The organism is Streptomyces mangrovisoli, from assembly GCF_000974985.2.
Classification (GTDB): domain Bacteria; phylum Actinomycetota; class Actinomycetes; order Streptomycetales; family Streptomycetaceae; genus Streptomyces; species Streptomyces mangrovisoli.
Map to the genome: position 1 here is coordinate 1 of NZ_LAVA02000069.1, position 24323 is coordinate 24323.

The following is a 24323-nucleotide window of genomic DNA, read 5'->3' on the forward strand; positions in this document are numbered from 1 at the left end:
CAGGTGAGGACTCGTCGGTCAGGGTTGCTGGTGGGGGGTGGGGGTGGGGTCGGGGGCGGTGAGGTACTTGGGGGTGCGTACCTCGGGCGCCTCGGACCAGGACAGGGACGTCAGGTCGAGGGACGACTCGTTCAGCGGACGCACCAGGGGGGACACCACCGCCGCACCCGCGACCACGGGAGCCGTCAGCGCATGGATGCTCTGCCCGGAGGCCGGTGTCGGCACCCCCGGCAGCAGCGGTGCCGACACGGACGTCGGCGCCACGACCGTCCCGGCGAGCAGCGGCCGCTCACCCTGCCCCTGCGCGAGCAGTGGCGCGCCCTGACGGCGTCGCTGGGTCTCCGGGGAGGTCCCCGGCGCGTTGCCCTGCGTACGGGCCGGGACGACGTTGCTTCCGGCCCCGTTGCCGCCGCGGGCGTCCGCGCCGGCGTCGGTCGGCATCCCGGTCGTCACCCCGCCGAGCGCGACGGCGGCCAGCGAGACGGCCCCCGCGGCGACGAAGGCGAACCGCAGCCCGCGGGAGGCGGCGCGGTCGGCCTCGTGCCGGCTGACGTCGTGGATGCGGAACCCGCGGCCGGGAGCGGGCAGCGGGGCCGCCCCGGGAGCGTGCGGGTGCGCGGGGACGTAGCCGAAGGTGAACGGCTCCTCGCGCCGCACGTCGAAGACCCCGGCGCCCATGCCCGGACCCGGTCGGCCGCCGAACGGGTCGCCGGCAGGCGGCCCGCCGTCGGGACCTCCCGCGGGCAGGCCCTGGAGCCGGGCGAGGAAACTCTCGGAGGGCGACGGCGGCGCCACCTCCGCGAAGACGTTCTTCAGCCGGCGCTGCGCGTCGACCTCCGCCTTGCACTTCGCGCAGGTCGCGACATGGGCCAGGACCCGGTCGCGCGCGTCATGACCGAGCTCGCCGTCCACCAGGGCGGAGAGCCGGTCTCCCAGATGCTGTTCCGCGAACTGCCTCGCGGTGGACTTGGGTCGTGATCCGGTCACGCGGTCGCGCCCCCTCCTCCCAGGGCGGGCACACGGGGCACGAACGAGCGGCGCTCGGCACGGGCCTCCGGCGAGCGGTGCGCGAGCGCCTTGCGCAGCTGCGAGCGGCCGCGGTGGATCCGGGAGCGGACCGTGCCCAGCTTCACACCCAGGGTCGCGGCGATCTCCTCGTACGACAGCCCTTCGATGTCGCACAGGACGACCGCCGCGCGGAACTCGGGCGCGAGGGTGTCGAGCGCCTGCTGCACGTCCGCGTCGAAGTGGGCGTCGTTGAAGACCTGCTGCGGGGTCGGCTCCTTGCTGGCCAGCCGCTCCGCCGCGTCCTCGCCGAGCGCGTCGAAACGGATGCGCTGCTTGCGGCGGACCATGTCCAGGAAGAGGTTGGTGGTGATGCGGTGCAGCCAGCCCTCGAAGGTGCCCGGCGTGTACGTCGACAGCGAGCGGAAGACCCGGACGAAGACCTCCTGCGTGAGGTCCTCGGCGTCGTGCTGGTTGCCCGTCAGGCGGTACGCGAGGCGGTAGACGCGACCGCTGTGCGTGCTGACGATCTCCTCCCAGGTGGGAGGAGTCCACGCCTGCCCGTCCGCGTCGTTGGAGAAGGTCGCGGTCTGGGCGTGGTCAGCGGCGTGACTGTGGTCAGCAGCGGTGTCGTTCACGGATTTCGGCCGGCCCGACGATCCGAGAAAGCGCCGGAGCACTCCTCCCCGATCCACAGGCGCTGCCGCACCTCCCCTGTCGGCTCTGGTGGTGTCCAGTGGAGCCCCTACCATAGCCACCTCGCCCGTTAGCTCCGGATAAGCGGTTTTACGAGAATTTGATCTGTGCTGCCGCTCCCCGCCGGTCTGCGGCGATGTCACCTCGGCGACCTGATCCACCCGCCGGCCCCCCTTCGGCCCCCGTGCTGTCTTCCACCTCTCTAAACGCCCGGTCCCATCAGCAGGTTCCCGAGCCCAACGGATACAGTCACGCCCAGGCAACCACGGGAACAGGAGAGGGTCATTACCGCCAACCGGCAGACGAGCTGGGCGTTCTCCGACGCCTTTGTCGCCGAGGACGAAGCGCTGCTCTGGGCCCGCGACCGCGCCCGCGAGGCAGGGCTGCGCTCGGTGTCCCCAGGCGCGGGCGCCGCGCTGGGGCTGCTCGCCGCCACCGTGGACGCCAAGGCGGTCGCGGAGATCGGCACCGGCTGCGGGGTCTCCGGGATCCACCTGCTGCACGGGATGCGGCCGGACGGCGTGCTGACGACGGTCGACCAGGAGCCGGAGCACCAGCAGTTCGCCCGCCACGCCTTCCGGGCGGCGGGCTTCGCCAGCAACCGCGCGCGCTTCATCCCGGGCCGCGCGCTGGACGTCCTGCCGCGCCTCGCGGACGCGGGCTACGACCTGGTCTTCTGCGACGGCGACCGCATGGAGTTCCTCGACTACCTCGCTGAATCGTTGCGCCTGCTCCGTCCGGGTGGCCTGGTGGTCTTCGAGGGGGTCTTCGCGCACGGCAGGACCATCGGCTCGGGCCCGCAGCCCACGGAGGTGCTGCGGCTGCGGGAGCTGCTGCGCACGGTCCGCGAGAGCCCGGAGCTGCTGCCGTCCCTGCTGCCGGTGGGCGACGGCCTGCTCTGCGCGGTCAAGCGCAGCACCCCGGCCTGACGGCCGCCGCCCCTCCCCTCCACACACAGCTGCCCCGGCACCGAGAACGGTGCCGGGGCAGCTGAAAGGGTATGGTCGCTTGCGCGTCAGCCGACGACCTTCTTCAGGGCGTCGCCGAGCGCGTCGGCCTCGTCGGGCGTGAGCTCGACGACGAGCCGACCGCCGCCTTCGAGCGGAACGCGCATGACGATGCCCCGCCCCTCCTTGGTCACCTCGAGCGGGCCATCGCCCGTCCGCGGCTTCATGGCCGCCATGCTCGTTCCCCTTCCTGAAACCACAGGTCATCGTCAGCCGACGGCCCCCGTGGAGGGCGCGCGCAGCCCAAAGGCACACGCGTCACCGGCATCGAACACATTGCTTCCAAGCCATTATCCCGCATCCCGGGACCCGATGACCAACATGAGTCGGCATCGCTTGGGCAACGCGCGCGAGCAAAACCACCCAATTCGGCGATGTGACTGCGATACTGCGCGCCCGCACGGGCTCCCGTCCGCCTCGACCGCGCCTGATTTCTTTGACGCAGGTCACACGTGCGTACGCCGCGATCTCCGCCATGCTGTCCTTCGGAGACAAGGACGTACCGAGCGGTACGTCACCAGCCGCGACACCGGAGGGGATACCCCATGGCCGACACCGTGCTCTACGAGGTGAGCGACGGACTCGCGACCATCACGCTGAACCGCCCCGAGGCGATGAACGCGCTGAACATCGCGACCAAGGTCGCCCTCCGGGACGCGGTCGAGTCCGCGGCGGCCGACGGGGCCGTCCGGGCGATCCTGCTCACCGCGGCCGGCGACCGGGCGTTCTGCGTGGGCCAGGACCTGAAGGAGCACATCGGGCTCCTCGCCGCCGACCGCGAGGCCGGCGAGGGCCAGACCATGCGCACCGTCAAGGAGCACTACAACCCGATCGTCCGGGCGCTCGTCGGTGCGCAAAAGCCCGTGGTCGCCGGGGTGAACGGCGTCGCCGCGGGCGCGGGCCTCGGCTTCGCGCTCGCCGCCGACTACCGGGTGGTGGCGGACACCGCCGCCTTCAACACGTCCTTCGCGGGCGTCGCGCTGACCGCCGACTCCGGCGTCTCCTGGACGCTGCCGCGGGTGGTCGGCCCCGGCCGCGCCGCCGACCTGCTGCTCTTCCCGCGCAACATCAAGGCGCAGGAGGCGTACGACCTGGGCATCGCCACCCGGCTGGTGCCCGCGGCCGAGCTGCGCGCCGAGGCGGAGAAGGTGGCGCGGGCCCTGGCCGAGGGCCCGACGGTGGCGTACGCGGCGCTCAAGGAGGCCATGGCGTACGGCCTCACGCACTCCCTGGACGAGACGCTGGACAAGGAGGACGAGCTCCAGGCGCGGGCAGGCGCCTCCGAGGACCACGTGATCGCGGTCCAGGCGTTCGTGAACAAGGAGAAGCCCAAGTACCTGGGCCGCTGAGCCGGCTCTCCGCGCGGCCCCGCGCGCTCAGGCGCGCCGGGCCGTGCAGGCCTCCAGATGGTCGTCGACCAGCCCGCACGCCTGCATCAGCGCGTACGCCGTCGTCGGGCCGACGAAGCGCAGTCCGTGCTTCTTCAGGGCCTTCGACAGGGCCGTCGACTCGGGCGTGACCGCCGGGACGTCGGCCGTGGTGCGTGGTGCCGGGCGGTCCGTCGCGTCGGGCGCGTGCGACCAGATCAGCTCGTCCAGCTCGCCGGGGGCCCAGCCGGCGAGCTCGCGCGCGTTGGCCAGCGTGGCGTCGATCTTGGCTCGATTTCGGATGATGCCCGCGTCGGCGAGCAGGCGCGTGCGGTCCTCGTCGGTGTAGCCGGCCACCGCCGCGATCTTGAAGTCGGCGAAGGCGGCCCGGAAGCCGGGGCGGCGGCGGAGAATCGTGATCCACGACAGGCCGGACTGGAACGCCTCCAGGGACAGCCGCTCGAAGAGGGCGTCGTCGCCGTGGACCGGGCGGCCCCACTCCTCGTCGTGGTAGCTCACGTAGTCCTCGGTGGACAGCGCCCAGGGGCAGCGCAGCAGGCCGTCCGGGCCCGGGAGGGCGGTGCCGTCGCTCACGGTCGGTCCTCGGGCTCCCGGTGGCCCGCATCCCGCGGGTACGCGGCGGCGCGGGCGCCGGCCAGCGCGGACTCCAGATCGTTGATCCGGGCGTCGCGCTCGGCGAGTTCGGCGCCGAGGCGGCCGAGGGCGTCGTCCACGTCCGCCATGCGGTAGCCGCGCGGGGCGAGCGGGAAGCGCAGGCTCTCCACGTCGGCGCGGCCGACCGGGCGGTCCGGCGGCAGCGGGTCCTCCAGGCGCTCCGGCTCGGCCTCGGGCAGCGGGCCCGTGGTGCCCTCGCCGCCGCCCACCACGGCGAGCGTCACCGCGGCGACCACCACGGCCAGCGCGACGACCAGGAAGAGGAACATGACCATGGCTTGAGGCCCCCAAGGCTGCGTCCGCCGGATGCGCCCCGAGTGCCGGGCGCACCATGTGCTCGGTGTCGAATGTGTCAGGGTCCGATCGTGCCATGCGCGTGTGACAGTTAGGGTCGCAGGCGGCCGATCAGGGACGTACGAGGAGAGGTTCACAGGGGATGCTCAGGCTGGGCAGGCGCACGTTCGACCGCCACGAACCGGTGATCATGGCGATCGTGAACCGGACCCCGGACTCCTTCTACGACCAGGGCGCGACCTTCCGGGACGAACCGGCGCTCGCCCGCGTGGAACAGGCGGTGGCGGAGGGCGCCGCGATCATCGACATCGGCGGCGTGAAGGCCGGGCCCGGCGAAGAGGTCGACGCGCGGGAGGAGGCGCGGCGCACGGTGGGTTTCGTCGCGGAGGTGCGGCGCCGCTTCCCGGACGTCGTGATCAGCGTCGACACCTGGCGGGCCGAGGTCGGGGAGGCCGTCTGCGAGGCGGGCGCCGACCTGCTGAACGACGCCTGGGGCGGGGTGGACCCCGCCCTCGCGGAGGTCGCCGCGCGCCACGGCGCCGGTCTGGTGTGCACGCACGCGGGCGGCGCGGAGCCGCGCACGCGCCCGCACCGGGTGACGTACGACGACGTCATGGCCGACATCCTGGAGGTGACCCTGGGGCTCGCCGAGCGGGCGGCCGCGCTGGGCGTCCCCCGGGAGTCGATCCTGATCGACCCGGGGCACGACTTCGGCAAGAACACCCGGCACAGCCTGGAGGCGACGCGCCGCCTGGACGAGATGGTGGCCACGGGGTGGCCGGTGCTGGTGTCGCTGTCCAACAAGGACTTCGTGGGCGAGTCGCTGGACCGGCCGGTGAAGGAACGGCTGGTGGGGACGCTCGCGACGACGGCCGTCTCGGCGTGGCTCGGGGCGCAGGTGTACCGGGTGCACGAAGTGGCGGAGACCCGGCAGGTGCTGGACATGGTGGCCGCGATCCAGGGCGTGCGGGAGCCCGCGGTGGCCCGCCGGGGCCTGGCCTGACGCCTCCCGAGGGGGAGCGCGCCGGGGCAGGCCCCGCGACGGGTCACGCGGGACTCAGCGGGCCGCCTCCTTCGAGACCAGGGCGACCGCCTCGTCCACGTCGTCCGTCACGTGGAAGAGCAGCAGGTCCTTCTCGGCCGCCTTGCCCTGGGCGACGAGGGTGTTGGTCAGCCAGTCGACCAGGCCGCCCCAGTACTCCGTGCCGAACAGCACGATCGGGAAGCGGGTCACCTTCTGGGTCTGCACCAGGGTGAGGGCCTCGAACAGCTCGTCCAGGGTGCCGAGTCCGCCGGGCAGCACGACGAAGCCCTGCGCGTACTTCACGAACATCATCTTCCGCACGAAGAAGTAGCGGAAGTTGAGGCCGATGTCGACGTACTGGTTGAGGCCTTGCTCGAAGGGAAGCTCGATGCCGAGGCCGACGGAGACGCCCTTCGCCTCGCAGGCGCCCTTGTTGGCGGCCTCCATGGCGCCGGGGCCGCCGCCGGTGATCACCGCCCAGCCGGCCTCCACCAGGCCGCGTCCGAGCCGCACACCCGCTTCGTACTCGGGCGAGTCGACCGGCGTCCGGGCCGAGCCGAACACGCTGATCGCGGGCGGGAGTTCGGCGAGGGTGCCGAAGCCCTCGATGAACTCCGACTGGATCCGCAGCACCCGCCAGGGATCGGTGTGCACCCAGTCGGAGGGGCCGCCCGCGTCCAGCAGCCGCTGGTCGGTGGTGCTCGCGGTCACCTGATCGCGCCGTCGGAGGACGGGGCCCAGGCGCTGCTCGTCCGGCGGCACCTTCTTGCCCACGGGGTTCCCGGTAGCCATGTGCGCTCCCTCCGCTTGCGGTCTTTCCACCTCAGCGTAGATCTACGCGGGTTACGGAGGGGGGACGTCGGCATGTCCGCCGTGAAGCGTCCTTCCTCCGTACGGCCCGGAGCGGGGCCGGCTCAGGCCGTGAGCCAGGCGCGCAGCCGCTCCTCGCCCGCCAGGATGTTGGCGGTTTCCACGCGTTCGTCCCGCTTGTGCGCCAGAAGGGGGTTTCCGGGGCCGTAGTTGACCGCCGGGACGCCGAGGGCCGAGAAGCGCGAGACGTCCGTCCAGCCGAACTTGGGCCGCGGGGTGCCGCCCACCGCCTCGACGAAGGCCGCCGCGGCGGGGTGCGAGAGGCCGGGCAGCGCGCCGCCGCTGTGGTCGTCGACGACGAACTCCTCGACCCCGCAGTCCGCGAACACCTCGTGGACGTGCGCGAGGGCCTCCTCCTCGGAGCGGTCCGGCGCGTAGCGGAAGTTGACCGTCACCACGCACTCGTCGGGGATGACGTTGCCGGCCACTCCGCCGGAGATCCGCACCGCGTTGAGGCCCTCGTGGTACTCGAGTCCGTCGATCACCGGGCGGCGCGGCTCGTAGGCGGCGAGCCGGGCGAGGATGGGGGCGGCCGCGTGGACGGCGTTCGAGCCCATCCAGCTGCGCGCGGAGTGGGCGCGCTCGCCGGCGGTCCTCAGCAGCACCCGCAGCGTGCCCTGGCAGCCGCCCTCCACCTCGCCGTCGGACGGCTCCAGGAGCACCGCGAAGTCACCCGCGAGCCAGTCGGGGTGCGCCTCGGAGACGTGCTTCAGGCCGTTCCGGCTCGCCTCGACCTCCTCGTTGTCGTAGAAGACGAAGGTCAGGTCCCGGTTCGGGGCCGGGACCGTGGCCGCGATGCGCAGCTGGACCGCCACCCCGGACTTCATGTCGCAGGTGCCGCAGCCCCACAGCACGCCGTCCTCGTCCAGCCGCGAGGGCACGTTGTCCGCGATGGGCACGGTGTCGATGTGCCCGGCGAGGATCACCCGCTCCGCCCGGCCCAGCTCGGTGCGGGCGACGACGTTGTTGCCGTACCGGTCGACCCTGAGGTGCCCCAGCGCCCGCAGCGCCGTCTCGATCGCGTCCGCGAGCGGCTTCTCGTCCCCGCTCTCGGAGCGGAAGTCGACCAGCCGCGCGGTCAGCTCGGCGGCGTCCAGGGTGAGGTCAAGCGAGGTGTCGGCCATGGCGTCGACCCTAACCCGCGCCCGCCCGCGCCCCGGCCCGCACGGCCTCGCGGGGCCCCGCGAAGAGCCGGGCCGGCAGCCCCGCGAAGGGCACCGCGCGGGCAGCCCCGGAGGCCCGCCGAAGGGCACCGCGCGGGCAGCGCGAGGGGCCCGGCGAGGGGGACCGCGCGGGTACCCCGAGGGGCCCGGCGAAGGGCGCCGCCCACCGGGGGTTGCCCCCGCGAACGCCTCCAGTACCTTGTACGCGTGCTTGAGCCGTCCCCCTCCAGCCCCGAGCGTCCCCGCCGCCGCGGACGCCTCCTCCGTTTTGCCGCGGCCCTTGTGGTTCTGCTCGGAATCGCGGGCTATGTCGTGGTGCAGTACGTCACCGGCGGATCCGGCGGACCCGGCTGCAAGGTGGTCGCGGCCGACGGCAAGGGCACGCCGTACGAGTTCTCGCCGGAGCAGGCCGTGAACGCCGCGACGATCGCCGCCGTCGGCACCGACCGCGGGGTGCCCGAGCGGGCGGTGACCATCGCGCTCGCGACCGCGCTCCAGGAGTCCGGGCTGCGCAACATCGAGCACGGCGACCGGGATTCGCTCGGCCTGTTCCAGCAGCGGCCGTCCCAGGGCTGGGGCACCGAGGAACAGATCATGGACCCGGCGTACGCGGCGAGCGTCTTCTACGAGCATCTGGTCAAGGTGCCCGACTACACCGAGCTGCCGCTCACCGTGGCCGCCCAGCGGGTGCAGCGCAGCGGCTACCCGGAGGCGTACGCCAAGCACGAGCCGGACGCCACGCTGCTGTCCGCCGCGCTGACCGGGCAGGCGGCCGCCACGCTGACCTGCCAGGGGCGGCCGGACACCGCGGTGACGGCCACCGGGCCGGACGCCGTGCGGGCGGCGCTGGTACGGGACTTCGGGCGGGACGCGCTTCAGGAGGCGGGCGACGAGGTCGGCGCCACGCACACGCCGGCGCCCACGCCCAGCGCGCGCACCGGCAGCGACGGCCGGACGGTCACCGTGCCGGTGCCCGCCGCGACCGGCACCGAGCCGCGGCGCTCCACCAGCGAGCGCGGCTGGCAGCTGGCCCACTGGGCGGTGGCCAACGCCTCCGCCCTGCACATCGAGCGGGTCAGCTACGCCGGCCGGCAGTGGACCGCCGGCAGCGCCGACAGTCACTGGCAGCAGACGGACACGGCAGGCACCGCGGGTGCCGAGCGCTCGACGGGCTCGGTGCGGATCCTGACCGCGCAGTAGCCGGGCGCGCGGCTCCGGGCCCGGCCCTGGCCCGCCCGCGCCGCGGCCGCCCCGGCATGGGCGGTCATCCGTGCGGATCTTCGCTCGGGAGGGTCATGCGGGCCGGGCGCCGGGCGACGGGTGCGCAGGTTTTCGCGCGGTCACCCCCGCGACGGCTGAATCCCTTGCGGGCACAGGGCCGTGGGCATTCGGCGGACAGTCACACGAGAGGCGCTTTGCCCGTATTCATCCGCAGCCGATAATGCGACGCATTGCGAACTCTTTACGTCGGGCCGCCGCAACCTTCGCGGGCTTCGAGCGGTAGTCACTGCGTCCGGGCCGGGAGATCAACTTCCGGGTTCGGGCCGACACTTGACCGTTTCGTCGTCTCACCGCCGAGGAGCACCATGTCTCTCCCCCTCACCCACCGGATCGCCCGTGCCGCGCTGCTCGTCGCCGCCGGAGCGGCCGCCGGGATCGGCGCGGCCGGCTCCGCCGGTGCGGCCACCGCCCTGCCGACGGCCGTCCCGGACCTGGGCGGGCTCACCGCGCTGGACGGGGCGCACGTCGGCAGCACCGTGGACGGCGCGACCGACCAGGTCACCGGGCTCGCGGGCAAGTCCGGCGGCAAGGCCGTCCACAAGGCCACGCCGGCCGCGCAGAAGGCGGCGGGGCGGGCGGCCGGTGACGCGGGCGGGCTGCTCGGGGGCGCCGCCAAGGCCGCGACGGCGGGGGGTCTGCCGGGGGCGCAGACGCTGCCGCTCAAGGGTCTGCCGCTGGGCTGACCGGCCCGCACCGTTCTGCCCCCCGCGGGCGCGTCGTGGCTCGTCGCGCAGTTCCCCGCGCCCCCAAGGAGCTGCGCCAAGCCGCACGCGAGGTCCAGCGCCCCGTCAGGGGCGCGGGGAACTGCGCGCTCAGCCCCCACCGGGTCGCGGCCGCGGGACTCGCATGATGCCCCCGTGCGGGCGCGTCGTGGCCGGTCGCACAGTTCCCCGCGCCCCCAGGGGGTTGCCGCCGAGCCCACCGCAGGGGCCGCCGCGCCTGGGGAGCTACGCCGGGCCCGTCAGGCGCTGGGCTGCTGTCTGGATTCGTTCGTCTGTGGCTGTCAGGGCCACGCGGACGAACTTCTCGCCCGCCACGCCGTAGAAGTCGCCCGGCGCCACCAGGATGCCGCGCTCGGCGAGGTGTCCGACCGTGTCCCAGCAGGACTCGTCGCGGGTCGCCCAGAGGTAGAGGCTGGCCTCGCTGTGCTCGATGCGGAAGCCGTGGCCGAGCAGCGCCTCGCGCAGGGCGGCGCGGCGGGCCGCGTACCGCTCGCGCTGCTCGTGCACATGGGCGTCGTCGCCGAGCGCCGCCACCACGGCGGCCTGCGTCGGCGCCGAGGTCATCATGCCGCCGTGCTTGCGGATCTCCACCAGCGGGCCGAGCACCGCCGGGTCGCCCGCCACGAACGCGGCGCGGTAACCGGCCAGGTTGGAGCGCTTGGAGAGCGAGTGCACCGCCACGATGCCGTCGTACGAGCCGCCGTTGACGTCCGGGTGCAGCACCGAGACCGGGTCGGCCTCCCAGCCCAGTTCGAGGTAGCACTCGTCGGAGAAGACCAGCACGCCGTGCTCGCGCGCCCAGGCCACGATCCGGGCCAGCTCCGCCTTCGGCAGGACCGCGCCGGTGGGGTTGGAGGGCGAGTTGAGCCAGAGCAGCTTCAGACCGGCCGGGTCGAGCTTCGTCGGGTCGTCGTAGACCTCGTACTGCGCGCGGGCGAGCCGCGCGCCGACCTCGTACGTCGGGTACGCGAGCCGCGGGTACGCCACCCGGTCGCCCGGACCGAGGCCCAGCTGGGTCGGCAGCCAGGCCACCAGCTCCTTGGAGCCGACGATCGGCAGGACGTGGCGGTGGGTCACCCCGCGGGCGCCGAGGCGGCGCTCCAGCCAGCCGGTGATCGCGTCGCGCAGCGCGGGGGTGCCCCAGACCGTGGGGTAGCCCGGGGAGTCCGCCGCGTCGACGAGGGCCTTCTGGATCAGGTCGGGCACCGGGTCGACGGGGGTGCCGACCGAGAGGTCGACGATGCCGTCCGGATGCGCGGCGGCCGTCTTCTTGTACGGCTCCAGCTTGTCCCACGGGAAGGTGGGCAGCCGGTCGGAGACTGCGGACACGGGTTCTGGCTCACTTTCTGGCGCGTACGGCGTACGGGTGCGGCCCGCCGCGGTCCGCAAACGCGTCGGTCCCGTACGGCGATCGGGGCGATCGAAGCCGTACGGGACCGAGGCGGCACGAGGGACGCGCGGGCCGCTTGCGGTTACTCGGCCTGCGGAGGCAGCGCGGCGACGAACGGGTGGTCGCGCTCGATCAGCCCCAGCTTGCTGGCGCCGCCGGGAGAGCCGAGCTCGTCGAAGAACTCGACGTTCGCCTTGTAGTAGTCCTTCCACTCCTCCGGAGTGTCGTCCTCGTAGAAGATCGCCTCGACCGGGCAGACCGGCTCACAGGCACCACAGTCGACGCATTCGTCCGGGTGGATGTACAAGGACCGCTGGCCCTCGTAGATGCAGTCGACCGGGCACTCCTCGATGCACGCCTTGTCCTTGACGTCGACACAAGGCTGCGCGATGACGTAGGTCACGCTGTCGTTCCTCCTCGATAGGGCGCCGGCGGGCCTTTTGTAGGCTCCGCCGCCTGGGCGCGCGGGAGCGCGGCGTCGTCGATGCCCGCCCCTAGTATCTCCGTTCCTGGGCATGATCCGAACAGGAGGGGTGAACTGACCTGTGGAAATCTCTGCCGCCGGGCGACTGGAGGTCCGTATCACCACCGCTGACGTGGGTAAACGAGTCTCCGTACGACGCTTGAGCGAACCTGGAGCACCGGGTGAGAAGTTCACCGACACGGTCGGCGTTCTCACATCCTGGGACAAGGGTGTGCTCGTGATCACACGGAAGGACGGCCAGGTCGTCCGTATCGCGGAATCCTCGCTGGTGGCGGGCAAGGTGGTCCCGGCCGCGCCGGCGCGCCGCCGGGGTCCCTCGGCCTCCTACGAGGAACTCGCCGCGGTCGTCTCCCGGGCGTGGCGGCCGGTGGAGAGCGAGCGGCTGGGCGGGTGGGAGCTGCGGGCGGCGGGCGGGTTCACGCGGCGCGCCAACAGCGTGCTGCCGCTCGGCGATCCGGGGCTCCCGCTCGACGCGGCGCTCGATGCCGTACGGCGCTGGTACGGCGCCCGGGGGCTGCCCGCGTACGTCCAGACCGCCACCGGCGCGCCGGGCACGCAGGAGGCCCTCTGCGCGGAGCTGGAGGAGCGCGGCTGGGTGCGGGAGGTGACGGCCGAGGTGTGGATCGGCGCGCTGGCGCCGGTCGCGGACCGGGCCGAGGGTGCGCGGGTCGTGCTGTCGCGGACGGCGGACGAGGCGTGGCTGGCGCGCTACCAGCGCAAGGGGCTCGGCGGGACGGCGCTCGCGGTGCTGGGCGGCGGGCCCTCGGTGTGGTTCGCGTCGGTGCCGGCGGACTCCGGCGGGGTGCCCTCGGCGATCGGGCGGCTGGTGGTCGACGGCCGGTGGGCGTCCTTCGCGGCGGTCGAGGTGGACCCGGGGCTGCGTCGGCGGGGCCTTGCGACCGAGGTGATGGCGGCGTTGGCCCGGCGGGCGCTCGGGGAGGGGGCGTCGGCGGCCTGGCTGCAGGTCGAGGCCGACAACGCGGGGGCGGGGGCGCTGTACGCGCGGCTGGGCTTCGCGGCCCACCACGCGTACCACCACTACCGCGAGCCCTCCCCGACCAGCTGAGCGCCCCGTCAGGGGCGCGGGGAACTGCGCGCTCAGCCCCCACCGGGCCGCAGCCGCAGAACTCGCACACTGCCCCCGCGCGGGCGCGTCCTGGCCGGTCGCGCAGTTCCCCGCGCCCCTAGGATGCTGCCGCTCAGCCCGCTGAATGTGCCGAGCCCACCGCAGGTGCGCCCGCGTCGTGGCCGCTCGCGCAGTTCCCCGCGCCCCTAGGGAGCTGCGCCGAGCCCACCGCAAGGGCCACCGGGCCCCAGGGGGTGGCCCCGGGCCCGGCTAAAATGGCTGAGCCCACCGCAGGTGGACTGGTACGGATGTGTGGGACGGGGCACGAACCTGCTATGCGCTTCCTTCACCCCCCACCCCCGGAACGCTCCGCCGAGCTGCGTCTGCGGTTCGCGCAGGAGGCCCGTGCCGAGCGGCCCGATCTGTCCGCGCTGTGTCTGCTGCTCGGCGCCGAGGGGGACGGCTCGCTGGACGAGGCGGGCATGGACGCCGCGCAGGCGGAGCTGGACGCGCTGGCCGGACGGCTGCCGTTCCGGCCCGGCGGGCCCCGCTCGTGGGCCGTGGCGCTGCGCGAGCTGCTCGGCGACCGGTGCGGGTTCGGCGGCCGGCCCGCGGACTACCAGCGGCTGGAGTCCTCGCTGCTGCACCGGGTGCTGGAACGGCGGCGCGGGCTGCCGATCCTGCTCTCGGTGGTGTGGATGGAGGTCGCACGGCGGGCGGGGGCGCCGGTGTACGGCGTGGCGCTGCCGGGGCACTTCGTCGTCGGGTTCGGGCCGCGGGAGCAGCAGGTGCTGGCCGATCCGTTCGAGGGCGGGCGGGTGCTCACCGGGTCCGACACGGAGCTGCTCGTCGCGGGCGCGACGGGGGCGCCGCTCGATCCGTCGATGCTGACCCCGGCCGACCCGCTGGAGGTGGTCCAGCGCATCCTGAACAACATCCGGGCCTGGGCCTCGGCCCGGCCCGAGCGGTCCGACGTGTCGCTGTGGGCGGTGGAGCTGGCGCTGCTGCTGCCCTCACACCCGGCCCGACTGCGCTACGAGCGCGCCCAGTTGCTGGTGCAGCGGGGCGAGTTCACCGTGGGCGCCGTGGAGTTGGAGTCGTACGCGGACCTGGTGGAGGTGGTGGACCTGGCCACCGCCGAGAAGGCGCGGGCGCAGGCACGGGCGGCCCGGGCCCTGCTGAACTGAGGCCTCCCGCCGCCGGGTCACAGCCAGCCTTTCTCCCGCGCCCTCCGTACCGCCTCGGCCCGGTTGCGCACCGCCAGCTTCTGGATCGCGGTGGAGAGGTAGTTGCGGACGGTGCCCTGGGAGAGGTGCAGGGCGGCGGCGAGTTCGGCGTTGGTGGAGCCGTCGGCGGCGGCGCGCAGGACCTCGCGTTCGCGGTCGGTGAGGGGGTTCGCGCCCTCGGCGAGCGCGGCGGCGGCGAGCGTGGGGTCGATGACCCGCTCCCCCGCGAGCACCTTGCGTACGGCGGCGGCGAGTTGGGCGGCCGGGGCGTCCTTGACGAGGAACGCGTCGGCGCCCGCCTCCATGGCGCTGCGCAGATAGCCGGGGCGGCCGAAGGTGGTGAGCACGACCAGCTTCACCGCGGGCAGTTCGCGGTGCACCCGGGCCGCCGCCTCGATGCCGGTGCAGCCCGGCATCTCGATGTCGAGCAGGGCGACGTCCACACCGTGGTCCCGGACGGCCGCCAACACCTCGTCGCCGCGCGCCACTTGGGCGACGACCTCGATGTCGTCCTCCAGGCCGAGCAGGGCGGCCAGCGCCTCGCGGACCATCGACTGGTCCTCGGCGAGGAGGACCTTGATCGTGCTGCTCATGGCTCGGATACTACGGGGCCGCCGCTCGCCGTGGGGACGCGGGCGACCAGTCGGAAGCCCTGCTTCACCCGGCTCGCCTCCAGGCTGCCGCCGGCCTTCTCCAGCCGCTCGGTCAGACCGGTGAGGCCGTTGCCGAACCCCTTGCCGACCGACTTCCCGGACGGCTTGCCGGACGACTTGCCCGAGCCGCCGGATCCGTTGTCCTGGACGGTGAGTTCGAGGACCGGGCCGTCGAGGGTCTGGCGGCGCAGCAGCTCGACCGTGCAGCGGGTGGCGCCGCTGTGCCGTACGACGTTGGTGACGGCCTCGCGCAGCGCCCAGGCGAGCGCGGACTCGCTCTCCTCGGGCACGCCGTCGAGGTCGAGGTCGGACTCGGCGGGCGCCACGGCGGTGACCCCGGCGGCGGCCAGGGCGACCTGCACGCCCGCGAGTTCCGCGGCGAGCCGGGGGCGCCGGTAGCCGGTGACGGCCTCCCGGACGTCCACCAGCGCCTGGCGGCTGACCTGCTCGATGTCGGCGACCTGCTGGGCCGCCTTCTCGGGCTGGCCGGGCAGCATCCGGCCGGCCAGCTCGCTCTTGAGCGTGATGAGGGAGAGCGAGTGGCCGAGCAGGTCGTGCAGGTCGCGGGCGAGCCGCAGCCGCTCCTCGTTGGCCGCGAGCTGGGCGACGGTGGCCCGCGCCTTGCGCAACTCCACCGTCGTTCGGACGAGTTGGCGTACTCCCGTCATGGAGTAGCCGACCATCAGCACCACCAGGAACAGGCCCCAGGCGGTGTCCTGGCCGACCCGCGCGCCCACCAGCATCAGCGCGAGGGTGGTCAGCGGGACGGTCCAGTAGGCGACGCGCATCGGGAAGGCGGCGCCGCAGCAGACGGAGACGTACACGAACAGGCCGAGCCATTCGTCGCCGAGGCCGAGGCTCAGGACGACGGCGAGGGCGCCCAGCACCCCGATCAGGACGCCGACGACCGGCTCCGGGAAGGGCCGGCCCATGTTGCGGAAGACCACGGCCAGGTAGATCGCCGCGAAGACGGCGAGGCCCGCCCAGCCGGCGACGGTGGCCGCCGTCGAGTGGTTCCCGGCGGCCAGGTCGCCCACCGGCGAGGCGAGGAACACCAGCCAGGGCAGGACCCACACCAGCTTGCGCGCGGCCTCCGCGCGGCTGCGGGGCGCCTCTCCCATGCGCATCAGGCGCTCCGCGCGCGCTTCCTCGTCCGGCCCCAGGTCCTGCGTCATCGTGCTCACGCCTTCAGCGTGTCCTTCCGGTACAGCCATGCCGCGCCGCCCGCGAACAGGACGAAGAAGGCGGCGAGGATGGCGACGTCCTGGGCCTGCGGGGCGTGGCTCTGCTCGATCGACCGCCCCAGGGCAGCGTACGCGTGGGTGGGCAGCCACTTGGCGATGTCCTGCAACCACTGCGGGAACGTCGTCGACGGCATCCACAGGCCGCCCAGGATGGACAGGCCGAAGTAGGTGATCATCGTGATGGGGCGGACCGCGTCGCCGCTGGCCAGGTAGCCGATGGCGACGCCGAGCGCGGCGAAGACCAGGCTGCCGGCCCAGATGGCGCCGGTGAGCGCGAGCCACTGCCAGGCGTCCATGCGGACGCTCTTGACCACGGCGGCCACGACGAAGACGACGACGATCGACGGCAGGCTCACCACGGCGGCGCTCGCGGTCTTGGCGAGGACGTAGCCGCGGCCGGGCAGCGGGGTCAGCCTGAGCTGCCGGACCCAGCCGCTCTCGCGCTCCTTGGCGATGCGCTCGCTGTTGCCCATCAGGACCGCGGTCAGGGCGCCGAACGAGGCCATGGACACCATCAGGTACATCGCGACGGTCTGGCCGGTGCCGTCGACCTTGCTGTCGGCGCCGGAGCTGCCCGCGAACAGCAGGAACAGCAGCGAGGGGTAGATGACCGAGAAGAACAGGAACTTGCGGTTGCGCAGGGCGCGGGCGAGCTCCAGCTTGATCAGGCTGTTCATGACTGCTGCGCCTCCTCGGCGGCGGTGATGGCGACGAAGGCCTGCTCGAGTCCGAGCCCGGCGACCTCCAGGTTGCGGGGGTAGAGGCCGAGGCCGTAGACGGCGTGCACGGTGGCGTCCGCGTCGGTGGACTGGATGCGCACGGTCTGTGCCGAGATGTCCACCGACGACAGGAACGGCAGGCCGCGCAGCGCCGTCTCGTCGATGTCGCCGTCCAGGTCGAAGGAGATCCGGCGGGCGCCGGCCTTGGCCTTGATCTCGGCGGCCGTGCCGTCGGCCAGCAGCCGTCCGCGGTGCAGCACCAGCACCCGGTCGGCGATGGCGTCGGCCTCCTCCAGGTAGTGGGTGGCGAACAGGACCGTACGGCCCTGGTCGGCCTGTTCGCGCATGGTGGCCCAGAACGACTGGCGGGCGGAGACGTCCATGCCGGTGGTGGGCTCGTCCAGCACGATGAGGTCGCTGTCGCCCGCGGTGGCGAGGGCGAAGCGGACCCGCTGGGCCTGGCCGCCGGAGAGCTTGTTGACCTTGCGGTCGGCGATCTGGGTGATGCCGGCGCGGGCCAGCACGTCCGAGACGCCGTAGGCCTTGGGGTGCAGGTTGCAGGCGAGCCGGACCAGTTCCTCGACGGTGACCTCGTCCATCAGGCCGCCGCTCTGGAGCATGGCGCCGACCCGGCCGGCGACGATCGCCTCGCGCGGGCTGGTCCCGAAGACGCGGACCTCGCCGGTGTCGGCGTGCTTGAGGCCGAGCAGCAGGTCGAGGGTGGTCGACTTGCCCGCCCCGTTCGGGCCGAGCAGCGCCACCGTCTCGCCGGGGTGGAGCCTGAGGGACAGTCCGTCGACGGCACGGACGGTGCCGTACACCTTGCTCACCTGGTCGAACCCGACCACCGGGGTCTCGGTGGTCACCGCAGTCGTTGTCATGGTCCCCATCCTGGCGCCGCGGGCGGGGGCTCCGGCAGTGCCGGACGTCCGCACTGCCGGATGACAGATGTCATGCACGCGAGATGACAGCGCGGGGAGCACGCCGAGGGGGCACCCGGCCGTGCCGGGTGCCCCCTTCGGTGGATCGGGTCCTGCCGCGCGTCAGCTGGGGTCGGTGTCGATGACCGCCACGCGGTTGCTCGTGCTGGTCAGCGCGGTGCGCAGGGCGACATAGACGTCCTCGGGCGTGACGGCCGTCTTCTTGCCGTTGGCCCGGGTGATGAGCACGCCGTCGAAGGTCTGGCCGTAGAGCGCCTTCAGCGCCTGCGTGTCGGGGGCGTCGGTGAGCTTGCCGCCGACCGCCTTGACCCGGAGGAACTTCCACAGGGAGTTCTGCGGGCTGAACGCGATCGAGTGCGCGGCGTCGGTCTGCACGGTGACGTTGCCGGACATCGCGGGCTTCGCGAAGTCCTTCATCTCGCGGTCGACCTCGGCCTTGGAGACCGTCGGCTGCTTGGTGGTGCCGGGCACCTGCACCGGCGTGGTGTCGCCGGTCTCCACCTGCGTGCGGAACGCCTGCTCCACCTTGGCGGCCGCGGCGGAGGCGTCGACGGCCTTGCCCGCCTTGCCGTACACCGCGACGGCCTTGCCGGACTTGAAGTCGATCGTGCCTTCGGTGACCGATCCGGAGCCGCCGCCGGTGCTCTCCAGCGCCGCCTGCAGCTTCTCCTCGTCGACCGGCATGACCGGGTCGACGGCGCGCTCCTGGCCGAAGAGCGAGCCGATCACGGAGACCGGGTTGTAGTCGCTCTCGGCGGCGGCGCTGACGGTGGACTGGAAGTCGAACTGGAGGCCCGCCTGATCCGGCTTCAGGGTGACGGTGGAGCCGTCGACGGACAGCTTCAGCGGCTTGTCCACCTGCTTGCCGAAGGCCTCGTCGAGCTTGCGGACCGCGTCGTCGCGGGTGCCGCCGCCGATGTCGACGCCGAGCACGGTGGTGCCCTTCGGCACGTCGGAGTGGTTCATCAGCAGTCCGGCGCCGTAGGCACCGATGCCCGCGACGACCACCAGGCCGCCGAGCAGCACCAGTTTGCTGCGGCCCTTCTTCTTGGGCGCGGCCTTGGCCGCGGCCTTGGCCGCGGCGGGCGCGGCGGGGCTCGGCTGCGGCGAGTCGGGCAGCTTGGGCGGGGTGTGCGCGCCGGGCGCGCCGGCCCGGCCGCCGGGCCCGAACGGCGAGCCGTTGCCCGGCGGGACCACCGGGATGCCGCTGGTGACGGTGTGTCCGGAGACCTGGCCGGTGGGGGCGCCGTAGCCCGCGCCACCCGGCTCGGACGACGGGAACTGCGGCGTCAGCACCGCCGTGTCGTCGCTCAGTCCGGGGCCGCGGCGGCCGACGTTGGCGGTGCCGGTGGTGCTGCCGGTGGCGCCGGGGCCGGCCGCGGGCGGGATGCGCGGGCCGTCGCCGGTGACCGGACCGGAGGTGGGGCCGGCCGGGCCGCCCTGCGCGCCGCCCCGGCCGCCGGGGCCGCCGGAGCCGCTGAAGCCGCCGGGTCCGCCCTGACCGCCCGCGCCGCCCGAGGTGAAGTCGTACGGGTCGGCGCCGTCCTCGGAGAAGTACGGCAGTTCGTCGCGGCTCGCGCCGCCGCCGTCCTGGCCGCGGCGGGGGCCGCCGCCCAGCGGGCCGGCCGCCAGCGCCTCGGTCACGTCGAAGGAGCCGGTGCCGCCGCCGTGTCCGGGCGCCACGGGTCCGCCGGTGGCGCCGCCGGGCAGGCCCGCGCCGTTGGTGCCGCCGGGACGGGTGCCGCCCTGCGCGCCGGACGCGCCGGGACGCGCCCCGCCGGGGGCGGGCGTGCCGAAGGCGGGCGTGCCGGACGCGGGCGTGCCCGCGGCGGATGACGGCGTGCCGGTGCCCGCGGCCGCGCCGCCGGGCAGGCCGGCGCCGTTGGTGCCGCCGCCCGGACCGGCCTTCGGCGCGCCGCCCTTGCGGGGCGCGAACCAGTCGCTCGGCGGCTTCTCCTCGGCGGCGGGCGCCGGTTCGGCGGGCGCCGGGGCCGCGGCGACGGGCGCCTCGGCGGGCTTGGCGTTCTGCGGGCTGCCCGCGTTCCTGGCATCGCCGGAACCCTCGGCGTCCGTCACGGGCTTGCGGACCACGACCGGCGGAATGGGCCGGGAACCGGGGATGTTGATCCGGATCCGGGTCGTCAGCGTGGTCTCGGTCTTGCGTTCCTCCGGCTGCGCGGCCGCACGGCCTGCTTCCGCAGCCTCCTCGGACACCTTCGGGATGCCGTACGGCGGGGTCCCGGAGGGGTACGCGGCCCCGCCGCGCCCGTTGGGGCCGGAGGACGGAGTGTCAGTTTCACGACTCAAGGCAGGTTCTCCCGGTTGGCTCCGCCGCCCGTCTCGATCTCAGCTAGGGGGTCCCCCCTGCACGAGCGGAGTCGAGCGCTTGGGGGAGGCTCGGCGGCGCGCACCACCTTACTGGCCACCCCTTGCGCGTATCCCATGACCGCTGGGTAAACCCGCGCTCGTCCCGCTCATACAAGCCGGTCGATAGTGGTACGTCACTTGCCAAGTCGGACCGTGTCGCGGTTCGGTTGCCGCGGTCGGCCGAGCGTGGCGCAGATCACAGCCAGTGCCATACCGCCGAGCAGGAAGAGATAGGAGCCGCTTCCCGCGCCGAACAGGAAGTCGCCTTCCGGTCGGGTGGTCGTGAGCAGGATGACGGTGATGAGCCATCCGGCGGCACCGGCCACCGCCCCGCCGCGGCTGTCCGTGGCGCGGGAGCCGCCGAGGAAGAGGCCGACCGCGCCGGCGAGCGCGAGCAGCAGCCCGCCCGGGAACCAGCCCGCCTGGACCAGGGCCCCGGCGGCGCCGACCAGGGCGCCCAGTACGAACAGGCCCAGATGGGCGAGGATCCGCCCGGCGGAGGGCCGCTGGAGCGGCTGGGTGAGCAGGGAGGGCCGGTCGGGGGTGCTCATGACGTCTCCTCACCGCTCGTGCCCGCCAGGCCCGCGAAGAGGTCGGTCTCCCGCTCCTCGCCGCGCGCCCCGCGCACGAGTTCGTAGTACTCGGTGGTGAACAGGGGCTGTGCCAGCTCGTTGGAGAGCGCGAAGTACGGCGCGTCGGGCGCCACCTCGATCTGGGTGGCGTGGGCGCGCATGGCGGCGGTCTTGGCGGCGGCGAACGCGGTGCCGTCGATCGCGGTGGTGATCCGCTCGTCGGCCACCACGCCCGGTACGTCGCCGACGGTGGCGGCGGCGGTGAAGGGCAGGTCCGCCAGCGCCTTGCCCAGGCCCGCGAAGGCGTCCTCGGCCACCGTGCGCGGGACGCGGTTCCAGTAGACCTTGGGGACGCTCCAGCCCGCCTGCGCGGCCAGGTCGACGGCGCGCATGGCGACGCGGTGGGCCTGGATGTGGTCCGGGTGGCCGTATCCGCCGTTGTCGTCGTAGGCGACGACGACCTGGGGGCGGACCTCCAGGATCACCCGGACGAGGTGGGCGGCGGCCTCGTCGAGATCGGCCTGCCAGAAGCAGTCGGGGTCCTCGTTGTCCGGGATGCCCATCATGCCGGAGTCGCCGTAGCGTCCGGGGCCGCCGAGCAGCCGGACGTCCTCGACGCCGAGCGCGCGGGCGGCGGCGGTGAGTTCGCCCAGCCGGTGCTCGCCGAGCGCGGCGCCGGTCAGGTGCCGCAGCCCGGGCGGGATGACCTCGCCGCGCTCGCCGAGGGTGCAGGTGACCAGCGTCACCCGCGCGCCCTCGGCCGCGTACCGGGCCATGGTCGCGCCGTTGTTGATGGACTCGTCGTCCGGGTGCGCGTGCACCAGCAGCAGCCGCCGGGCCGCGCCGGCCGGGGGGCGCCCCTGCTCGGCGGGGTCGGCGGAGGGCAGTTCCGTCATGCCCCCACCCTACGAGGCGCCGCGGACGGCGCCACGTGGGCCTGATCCGAACGCCAGGCCACGTGGGCCTGATCCGGACGACAGGCCCTGGGGGCGGGTGTCAGAACTTGATGCTGCCGATCATGCTCGCCACGTTCGTCGTCAGCTCACTGATCGTGGGAGCGACGGTCGAGGAGGCGAGGTAGAAGCCGAGGAGCATGCAGACGACGGCGTGACCGCCCTTCAGACCTGACTTCTTGATCAGCAGAAAGACGATGATCGCCAGCAGCACCACCGCCGAAATCGAGAGTGCCACGGCGGCTCACCTCCAAAGAATCCCAAGGGCGCGGGGAATGGGTTCGGACTATGGGGGCAGTCGATCGGTACAGCGAATACGGTCGATCGGAACAGCAAATACGTACGAGCGCCAGCAGGTTGATACCCACGTAGCGGTAGTGATCATAACTATGGGTGCTCGCGCATCGCTCGGCGCACGGCCGCACAAGGGGGCGCATGGCCAATATGGTCGAGGCATGACGACCGAGCCCGATTCCTTCCCCCGGCGGCACGCCCGCACCCAGCGCTTCACCCTCGGCGCGCCGCGCGCGTTCACGGTGTCGCCCGACGGTTCCCGCGTCACCTTCCTGCGCTCCGACTCCGGTACGGACAGGGCACATTCCCTGTGGGTCCTCGATGTGGCCGAGGGCCGGGAGCGGGTGGCGGCCGACGCCCGCGCCCTGCTCGGCGGCGCCGCGGAGGACCTCTCGCCCGAGGAGCAGGCGCGCCGTGAGCGCAGCCGCGAGGGCGGCGCCGGCATCGTCGGCTACGCCACCGACAGCGCCGCCGAGTTGGCGGCTTTCGCCTTGTCAGGACGGCTGTTCACGGCCGAGCTGAGGGCCGGCACGGCGCGCGAACTCCCGGTCCCCGGGCCGGTGATCGACCCGCGTCCCGCGCCCGACGGCCGTACGGTCGCCTACGTCGCCCAGGGCGCGCTGCGGGTGGTGGGCGCCGAGGGCGAGAACGACCGGGCCCTCGCGGAGCCCGAGTCGGAGTCCGTCACCTATGGGCTGGCCGAGTTCGTGGCGGCCGAGGAGATGAGCCGTTCGCGCGGGTTCTGGTGGTCCCCGGAGTCGGACCGGCTGCTCGTCGCGCGCGTGGACGACACGCCGGTGACGCGCTGGTGGATCTCGGATCCGGCGCGTCCGGAACGTGACCCACACCACGTCGCGTATCCGGCCGCGGGGACGGCCAACGCGGACGTACGACTGTTCGTGGTCGACCTCGAAGGCAGCCGCCTGGAGGTCTCCTGGGACCGCGAGCGCTACCCGTATCTGGCGCGAGTGCACTGGTCAGCGGCGGGCGTGCCGCTGATCCTGGTGCAGGCGCGCGACCAGCGCAGCCAGCTGTACCTGGCGGTGGACCCGGACACCGGGAACACCCGGATGGTGCACGTGGACGAAGATCCGATTTGGCTGGAACTTTTCGCCGGAGTGCCCGTCTGGAGCCCCTCCGGACAGCTGGTCCGGGTCGTCGACGAGGGGGGCGCGCGGGTCCTCGCGGTCGGCGAACGGCCGCTCACCGGACCCCAGTTGCACATCCGTGCGGTGCTGGACGTGGCCGCCGAGGACGTGCTGGTCACGGCGTCGGCGGGCGAGGAGGCGGCATCGTCGGAGATCGGCGAGGTGCACGTCTACCGGGTGAACGAGCTCGGCGTGGAGCGCGTGTCGCAGGAGCCGGGCGTGCACACGGCCGTGCGCGCCGGGGGCGTGACCGTACTGGTGTCCGCGGTACCGGACCTGCCGGGCACCCGGGCCCAGGTGCTCCGGGACGGAAAGCCCGTGGCGACCGTGGCGTCGTACGCGGAAGATCCCGGTCTGTCCCCGCGCATGACGCTGACGTCGGGGGGCGCACGCCGAATCCCGTGCGCCGTGCTTATGCCACGGGACTACCACGGTGACACTCCCCTGCCCGTGCTCCTCGACCCCTACGGCGGGCCGCACGGCCAGCGGGTGACCGCGGCCCACAACCCCCATCTGGTCTCGCAGTGGTTCGCCGACCAGGGCTTCGCGGTCGTCGTCGCCGACGGGCGGGGCACCCCGGGACACTCCCCCGCCTGGGAGAAGTCGATCCGTGACGACGTCGCGGCGCTGGTGCTCCAGGACCAGGTCGACGCGGTCCAGGCGCTCGCCGCCGACTTCCCGCTCGACCTCGGCCGGGTCGCCATCCGCGGCTGGTCCTTCGGCGGCTATCTCGCCGCCCTCGCGGTGCTGCGCCGGCCCGACGTGTTCCACGCGGCCGTGGTCGGCGCCCCGGTCACCGATCTGCGCCTCTACGACACCCACTACCAGGAGCGCTATCTCGGAGACCCGGGCGAGCAGCCGGAGGTGTACCGGCGCAACTCCCTGATCGACGACGCCGGTCTGGTGGACGCGGTCGGGCCGCACCGCCCGATGATGGTCATCCACGGCCTCGCCGACGACAACGTGGTGGTCGCGCACTCGCTGCGGCTCTCCTCGGCGCTGCTCGCCGCGGGACGCCCGCACGAGGTGCTGCCACTGTCGGGCGTCACCCACATGACGCCGCAGGAGACCGTCGCGGAGAACCTGCTGCGGCTGCAACTGGCGTTCCTGAAGCGGTCGCTGGGCCTGGACTGAGCCCCGGCCCCGGACAACGGGGCCCGCC

The 24323-nt window shown here is 73.6% G+C and carries 25 protein-coding genes; 8 read left to right on the top strand and 17 right to left on the bottom strand.

The features are described from left to right. Positions 1 to 18: 18 nt before the first annotated feature. Positions 19 to 987, bottom strand: a complete 969-nt coding sequence (locus WN71_RS26480; RefSeq protein WP_046589900.1) for an anti-sigma factor family protein — start codon at positions 985 to 987, stop codon at positions 19 to 21. Beyond that, entirely contained in the window at positions 984 to 1685 is a 702-nt protein-coding gene (gene sigE / locus WN71_RS26485; protein ID WP_046589901.1) for an RNA polymerase sigma factor SigE, read from the bottom strand. The genes WN71_RS26480 and sigE overlap by 4 nt, the downstream gene beginning before the upstream one ends. A gap of 234 nt (positions 1686 to 1919) precedes the next feature. Here sigE and WN71_RS26490 point away from each other — a divergent pair, with 234 nt between their 5' ends. Further along, the gene (locus WN71_RS26490; RefSeq protein WP_079178132.1) at positions 1920 to 2630 is read left to right on the top strand and encodes an O-methyltransferase; all 711 of its coding nucleotides are present in this window, start codon (positions 1920 to 1922) and stop codon (positions 2628 to 2630) included. Between the two features lie 86 nt (positions 2631 to 2716). On the opposite strand, the gene WN71_RS26495 is transcribed toward WN71_RS26490, so the two are convergent. Further along, positions 2717 to 2884, bottom strand: coding sequence for a DUF3117 domain-containing protein (locus tag WN71_RS26495; protein WP_003966491.1), 168 nt, complete (start codon positions 2882 to 2884; stop codon positions 2717 to 2719). Positions 2885 to 3253: 369 nt separating this feature from the next. Here WN71_RS26495 and chcB point away from each other — a divergent pair, with 369 nt between their 5' ends. Then, positions 3254 to 4057 carry a 2-cyclohexenylcarbonyl CoA isomerase gene (gene chcB, locus WN71_RS26500; RefSeq protein WP_046589906.1) on the top strand — a complete coding sequence of 268 codons (804 nt, stop codon included), beginning with the start codon at positions 3254 to 3256 and terminating at the stop codon, positions 4055 to 4057. A 27-nt stretch (positions 4058 to 4084) separates the two neighbouring features. Here the strand turns inward: chcB and WN71_RS26505 are convergent, their stop codons facing one another. Next, positions 4085 to 4669, bottom strand: a complete 585-nt coding sequence (locus WN71_RS26505) for a DNA-3-methyladenine glycosylase I (protein ID WP_046589908.1) — start codon at positions 4667 to 4669, stop codon at positions 4085 to 4087. Next, entirely contained in the window at positions 4666 to 5025 is a 360-nt protein-coding gene (locus WN71_RS26510) for a DivIVA domain-containing protein (RefSeq protein WP_046589910.1), read from the bottom strand. The genes WN71_RS26505 and WN71_RS26510 overlap by 4 nt, the downstream gene beginning before the upstream one ends. 161 nt (positions 5026 to 5186) lie before the next feature. On the opposite strand from WN71_RS26510, the gene folP reads away from it, so the two are divergent. Further along, the gene (gene folP / locus WN71_RS26515; protein ID WP_046589912.1) at positions 5187 to 6047 is read left to right on the top strand and encodes a dihydropteroate synthase; all 861 of its coding nucleotides are present in this window, start codon (positions 5187 to 5189) and stop codon (positions 6045 to 6047) included. Between the two features lie 54 nt (positions 6048 to 6101). Here the strand turns inward: folP and WN71_RS26520 are convergent, their stop codons facing one another. Both WN71_RS26520 and dapE read right to left on the bottom strand, forming a co-directional pair. After that, the gene (locus WN71_RS26520; RefSeq protein WP_046589914.1) at positions 6102 to 6860 is read right to left on the bottom strand and encodes an LOG family protein; all 759 of its coding nucleotides are present in this window, start codon (positions 6858 to 6860) and stop codon (positions 6102 to 6104) included. Positions 6861 to 6982: 122 nt separating this feature from the next. After that, the gene (gene dapE / locus WN71_RS26525) at positions 6983 to 8062 is read right to left on the bottom strand and encodes a succinyl-diaminopimelate desuccinylase (protein ID WP_046589916.1); all 1080 of its coding nucleotides are present in this window, start codon (positions 8060 to 8062) and stop codon (positions 6983 to 6985) included. Positions 8063 to 8308: 246 nt separating this feature from the next. Between dapE and WN71_RS26530 the strand changes: the two genes are divergently transcribed. Both WN71_RS26530 and WN71_RS26535 read left to right on the top strand, forming a co-directional pair. Beyond that, positions 8309 to 9301: a VldE C-terminal domain-containing protein gene (locus WN71_RS26530; RefSeq protein WP_079178133.1), complete on the top strand. Its 993-nt coding sequence runs from the start codon at positions 8309 to 8311 to the stop codon at positions 9299 to 9301. A 386-nt stretch (positions 9302 to 9687) separates the two neighbouring features. Beyond that, on the top strand, positions 9688 to 10065 hold the full coding sequence (locus WN71_RS26535) for a hypothetical protein (RefSeq protein WP_046589921.1): 378 nt from the start codon (positions 9688 to 9690) through the stop codon (positions 10063 to 10065). A 264-nt stretch (positions 10066 to 10329) separates the two neighbouring features. On the opposite strand, the gene WN71_RS26540 is transcribed toward WN71_RS26535, so the two are convergent. Together WN71_RS26540 and fdxA are read right to left on the bottom strand one after the other, a co-directional pair. Beyond that, positions 10330 to 11433 carry a bifunctional succinyldiaminopimelate transaminase/glutamate-prephenate aminotransferase gene (locus tag WN71_RS26540; protein ID WP_046589923.1) on the bottom strand — a complete coding sequence of 368 codons (1104 nt, stop codon included), beginning with the start codon at positions 11431 to 11433 and terminating at the stop codon, positions 10330 to 10332. Positions 11434 to 11576: 143 nt separating this feature from the next. After that, complete coding sequence (gene fdxA, locus WN71_RS26545) at positions 11577 to 11897, bottom strand: ferredoxin (protein ID WP_007495984.1); 321 nt, start codon at positions 11895 to 11897, stop codon at positions 11577 to 11579. Positions 11898 to 12039: 142 nt separating this feature from the next. Here fdxA and WN71_RS26550 point away from each other — a divergent pair, with 142 nt between their 5' ends. Together WN71_RS26550 and WN71_RS26555 are read left to right on the top strand one after the other, a co-directional pair. Next, positions 12040 to 13044, top strand: coding sequence for a GNAT family N-acetyltransferase (locus tag WN71_RS26550; protein ID WP_046589927.1), 1005 nt, complete (start codon positions 12040 to 12042; stop codon positions 13042 to 13044). A 335-nt stretch (positions 13045 to 13379) separates the two neighbouring features. Then, positions 13380 to 14231, top strand: coding sequence for a transglutaminase-like and tetratricopeptide repeat-containing protein (locus WN71_RS26555; protein WP_046589928.1), 852 nt, complete (start codon positions 13380 to 13382; stop codon positions 14229 to 14231). Positions 14232 to 14248: 17 nt separating this feature from the next. On the opposite strand, the gene WN71_RS26560 is transcribed toward WN71_RS26555, so the two are convergent. The 8 genes from WN71_RS26560 to WN71_RS26595 all read right to left on the bottom strand — a co-directional run bounded on the left by WN71_RS26560 (position 14249) and on the right by WN71_RS26595 (position 21957). Continuing rightward, a complete protein-coding gene (locus WN71_RS26560; protein WP_046589929.1) occupies positions 14249 to 14863 on the bottom strand; it encodes a response regulator transcription factor in 615 nt (204 codons plus the stop codon). Next, on the bottom strand, positions 14860 to 16107 hold the full coding sequence (locus tag WN71_RS26565; RefSeq protein ID WP_420856531.1) for a sensor histidine kinase: 1248 nt from the start codon (positions 16105 to 16107) through the stop codon (positions 14860 to 14862). The genes WN71_RS26560 and WN71_RS26565 overlap by 4 nt, the downstream gene beginning before the upstream one ends. Then, positions 16104 to 16844, bottom strand: a complete 741-nt coding sequence (locus WN71_RS26570) for an ABC transporter permease (protein ID WP_046589931.1) — start codon at positions 16842 to 16844, stop codon at positions 16104 to 16106. The genes WN71_RS26565 and WN71_RS26570 overlap by 4 nt, the downstream gene beginning before the upstream one ends. Next, positions 16841 to 17776 (bottom strand): ABC transporter ATP-binding protein, encoded by a 936-nt coding sequence (locus WN71_RS26575; RefSeq protein WP_046589934.1) that lies wholly within the window; start codon positions 17774 to 17776, stop codon positions 16841 to 16843. The genes WN71_RS26570 and WN71_RS26575 overlap by 4 nt, the downstream gene beginning before the upstream one ends. A gap of 153 nt (positions 17777 to 17929) precedes the next feature. After that, complete coding sequence (locus tag WN71_RS26580; protein WP_046589936.1) at positions 17930 to 20134, bottom strand: hypothetical protein; 2205 nt, start codon at positions 20132 to 20134, stop codon at positions 17930 to 17932. A gap of 194 nt (positions 20135 to 20328) precedes the next feature. Further along, positions 20329 to 20745, bottom strand: coding sequence for a DUF6113 family protein (locus tag WN71_RS26585; protein ID WP_046589938.1), 417 nt, complete (start codon positions 20743 to 20745; stop codon positions 20329 to 20331). Further along, complete coding sequence (gene mshB, locus WN71_RS26590; RefSeq protein WP_046589941.1) at positions 20742 to 21662, bottom strand: N-acetyl-1-D-myo-inositol-2-amino-2-deoxy-alpha-D-glucopyranoside deacetylase; 921 nt, start codon at positions 21660 to 21662, stop codon at positions 20742 to 20744. Before mshB ends, WN71_RS26585 begins: the two co-directional genes overlap by 4 nt. 100 nt (positions 21663 to 21762) lie before the next feature. Beyond that, on the bottom strand, positions 21763 to 21957 hold the full coding sequence (locus tag WN71_RS26595) for a hypothetical protein (protein ID WP_030346161.1): 195 nt from the start codon (positions 21955 to 21957) through the stop codon (positions 21763 to 21765). 217 nt (positions 21958 to 22174) lie between these two features. Here WN71_RS26595 and WN71_RS26600 point away from each other — a divergent pair, with 217 nt between their 5' ends. Continuing rightward, positions 22175 to 24295 (top strand): S9 family peptidase, encoded by a 2121-nt coding sequence (locus WN71_RS26600; protein WP_046589944.1) that lies wholly within the window; start codon positions 22175 to 22177, stop codon positions 24293 to 24295. The last annotated feature ends 28 nt before the right edge of the window (positions 24296 to 24323 follow it).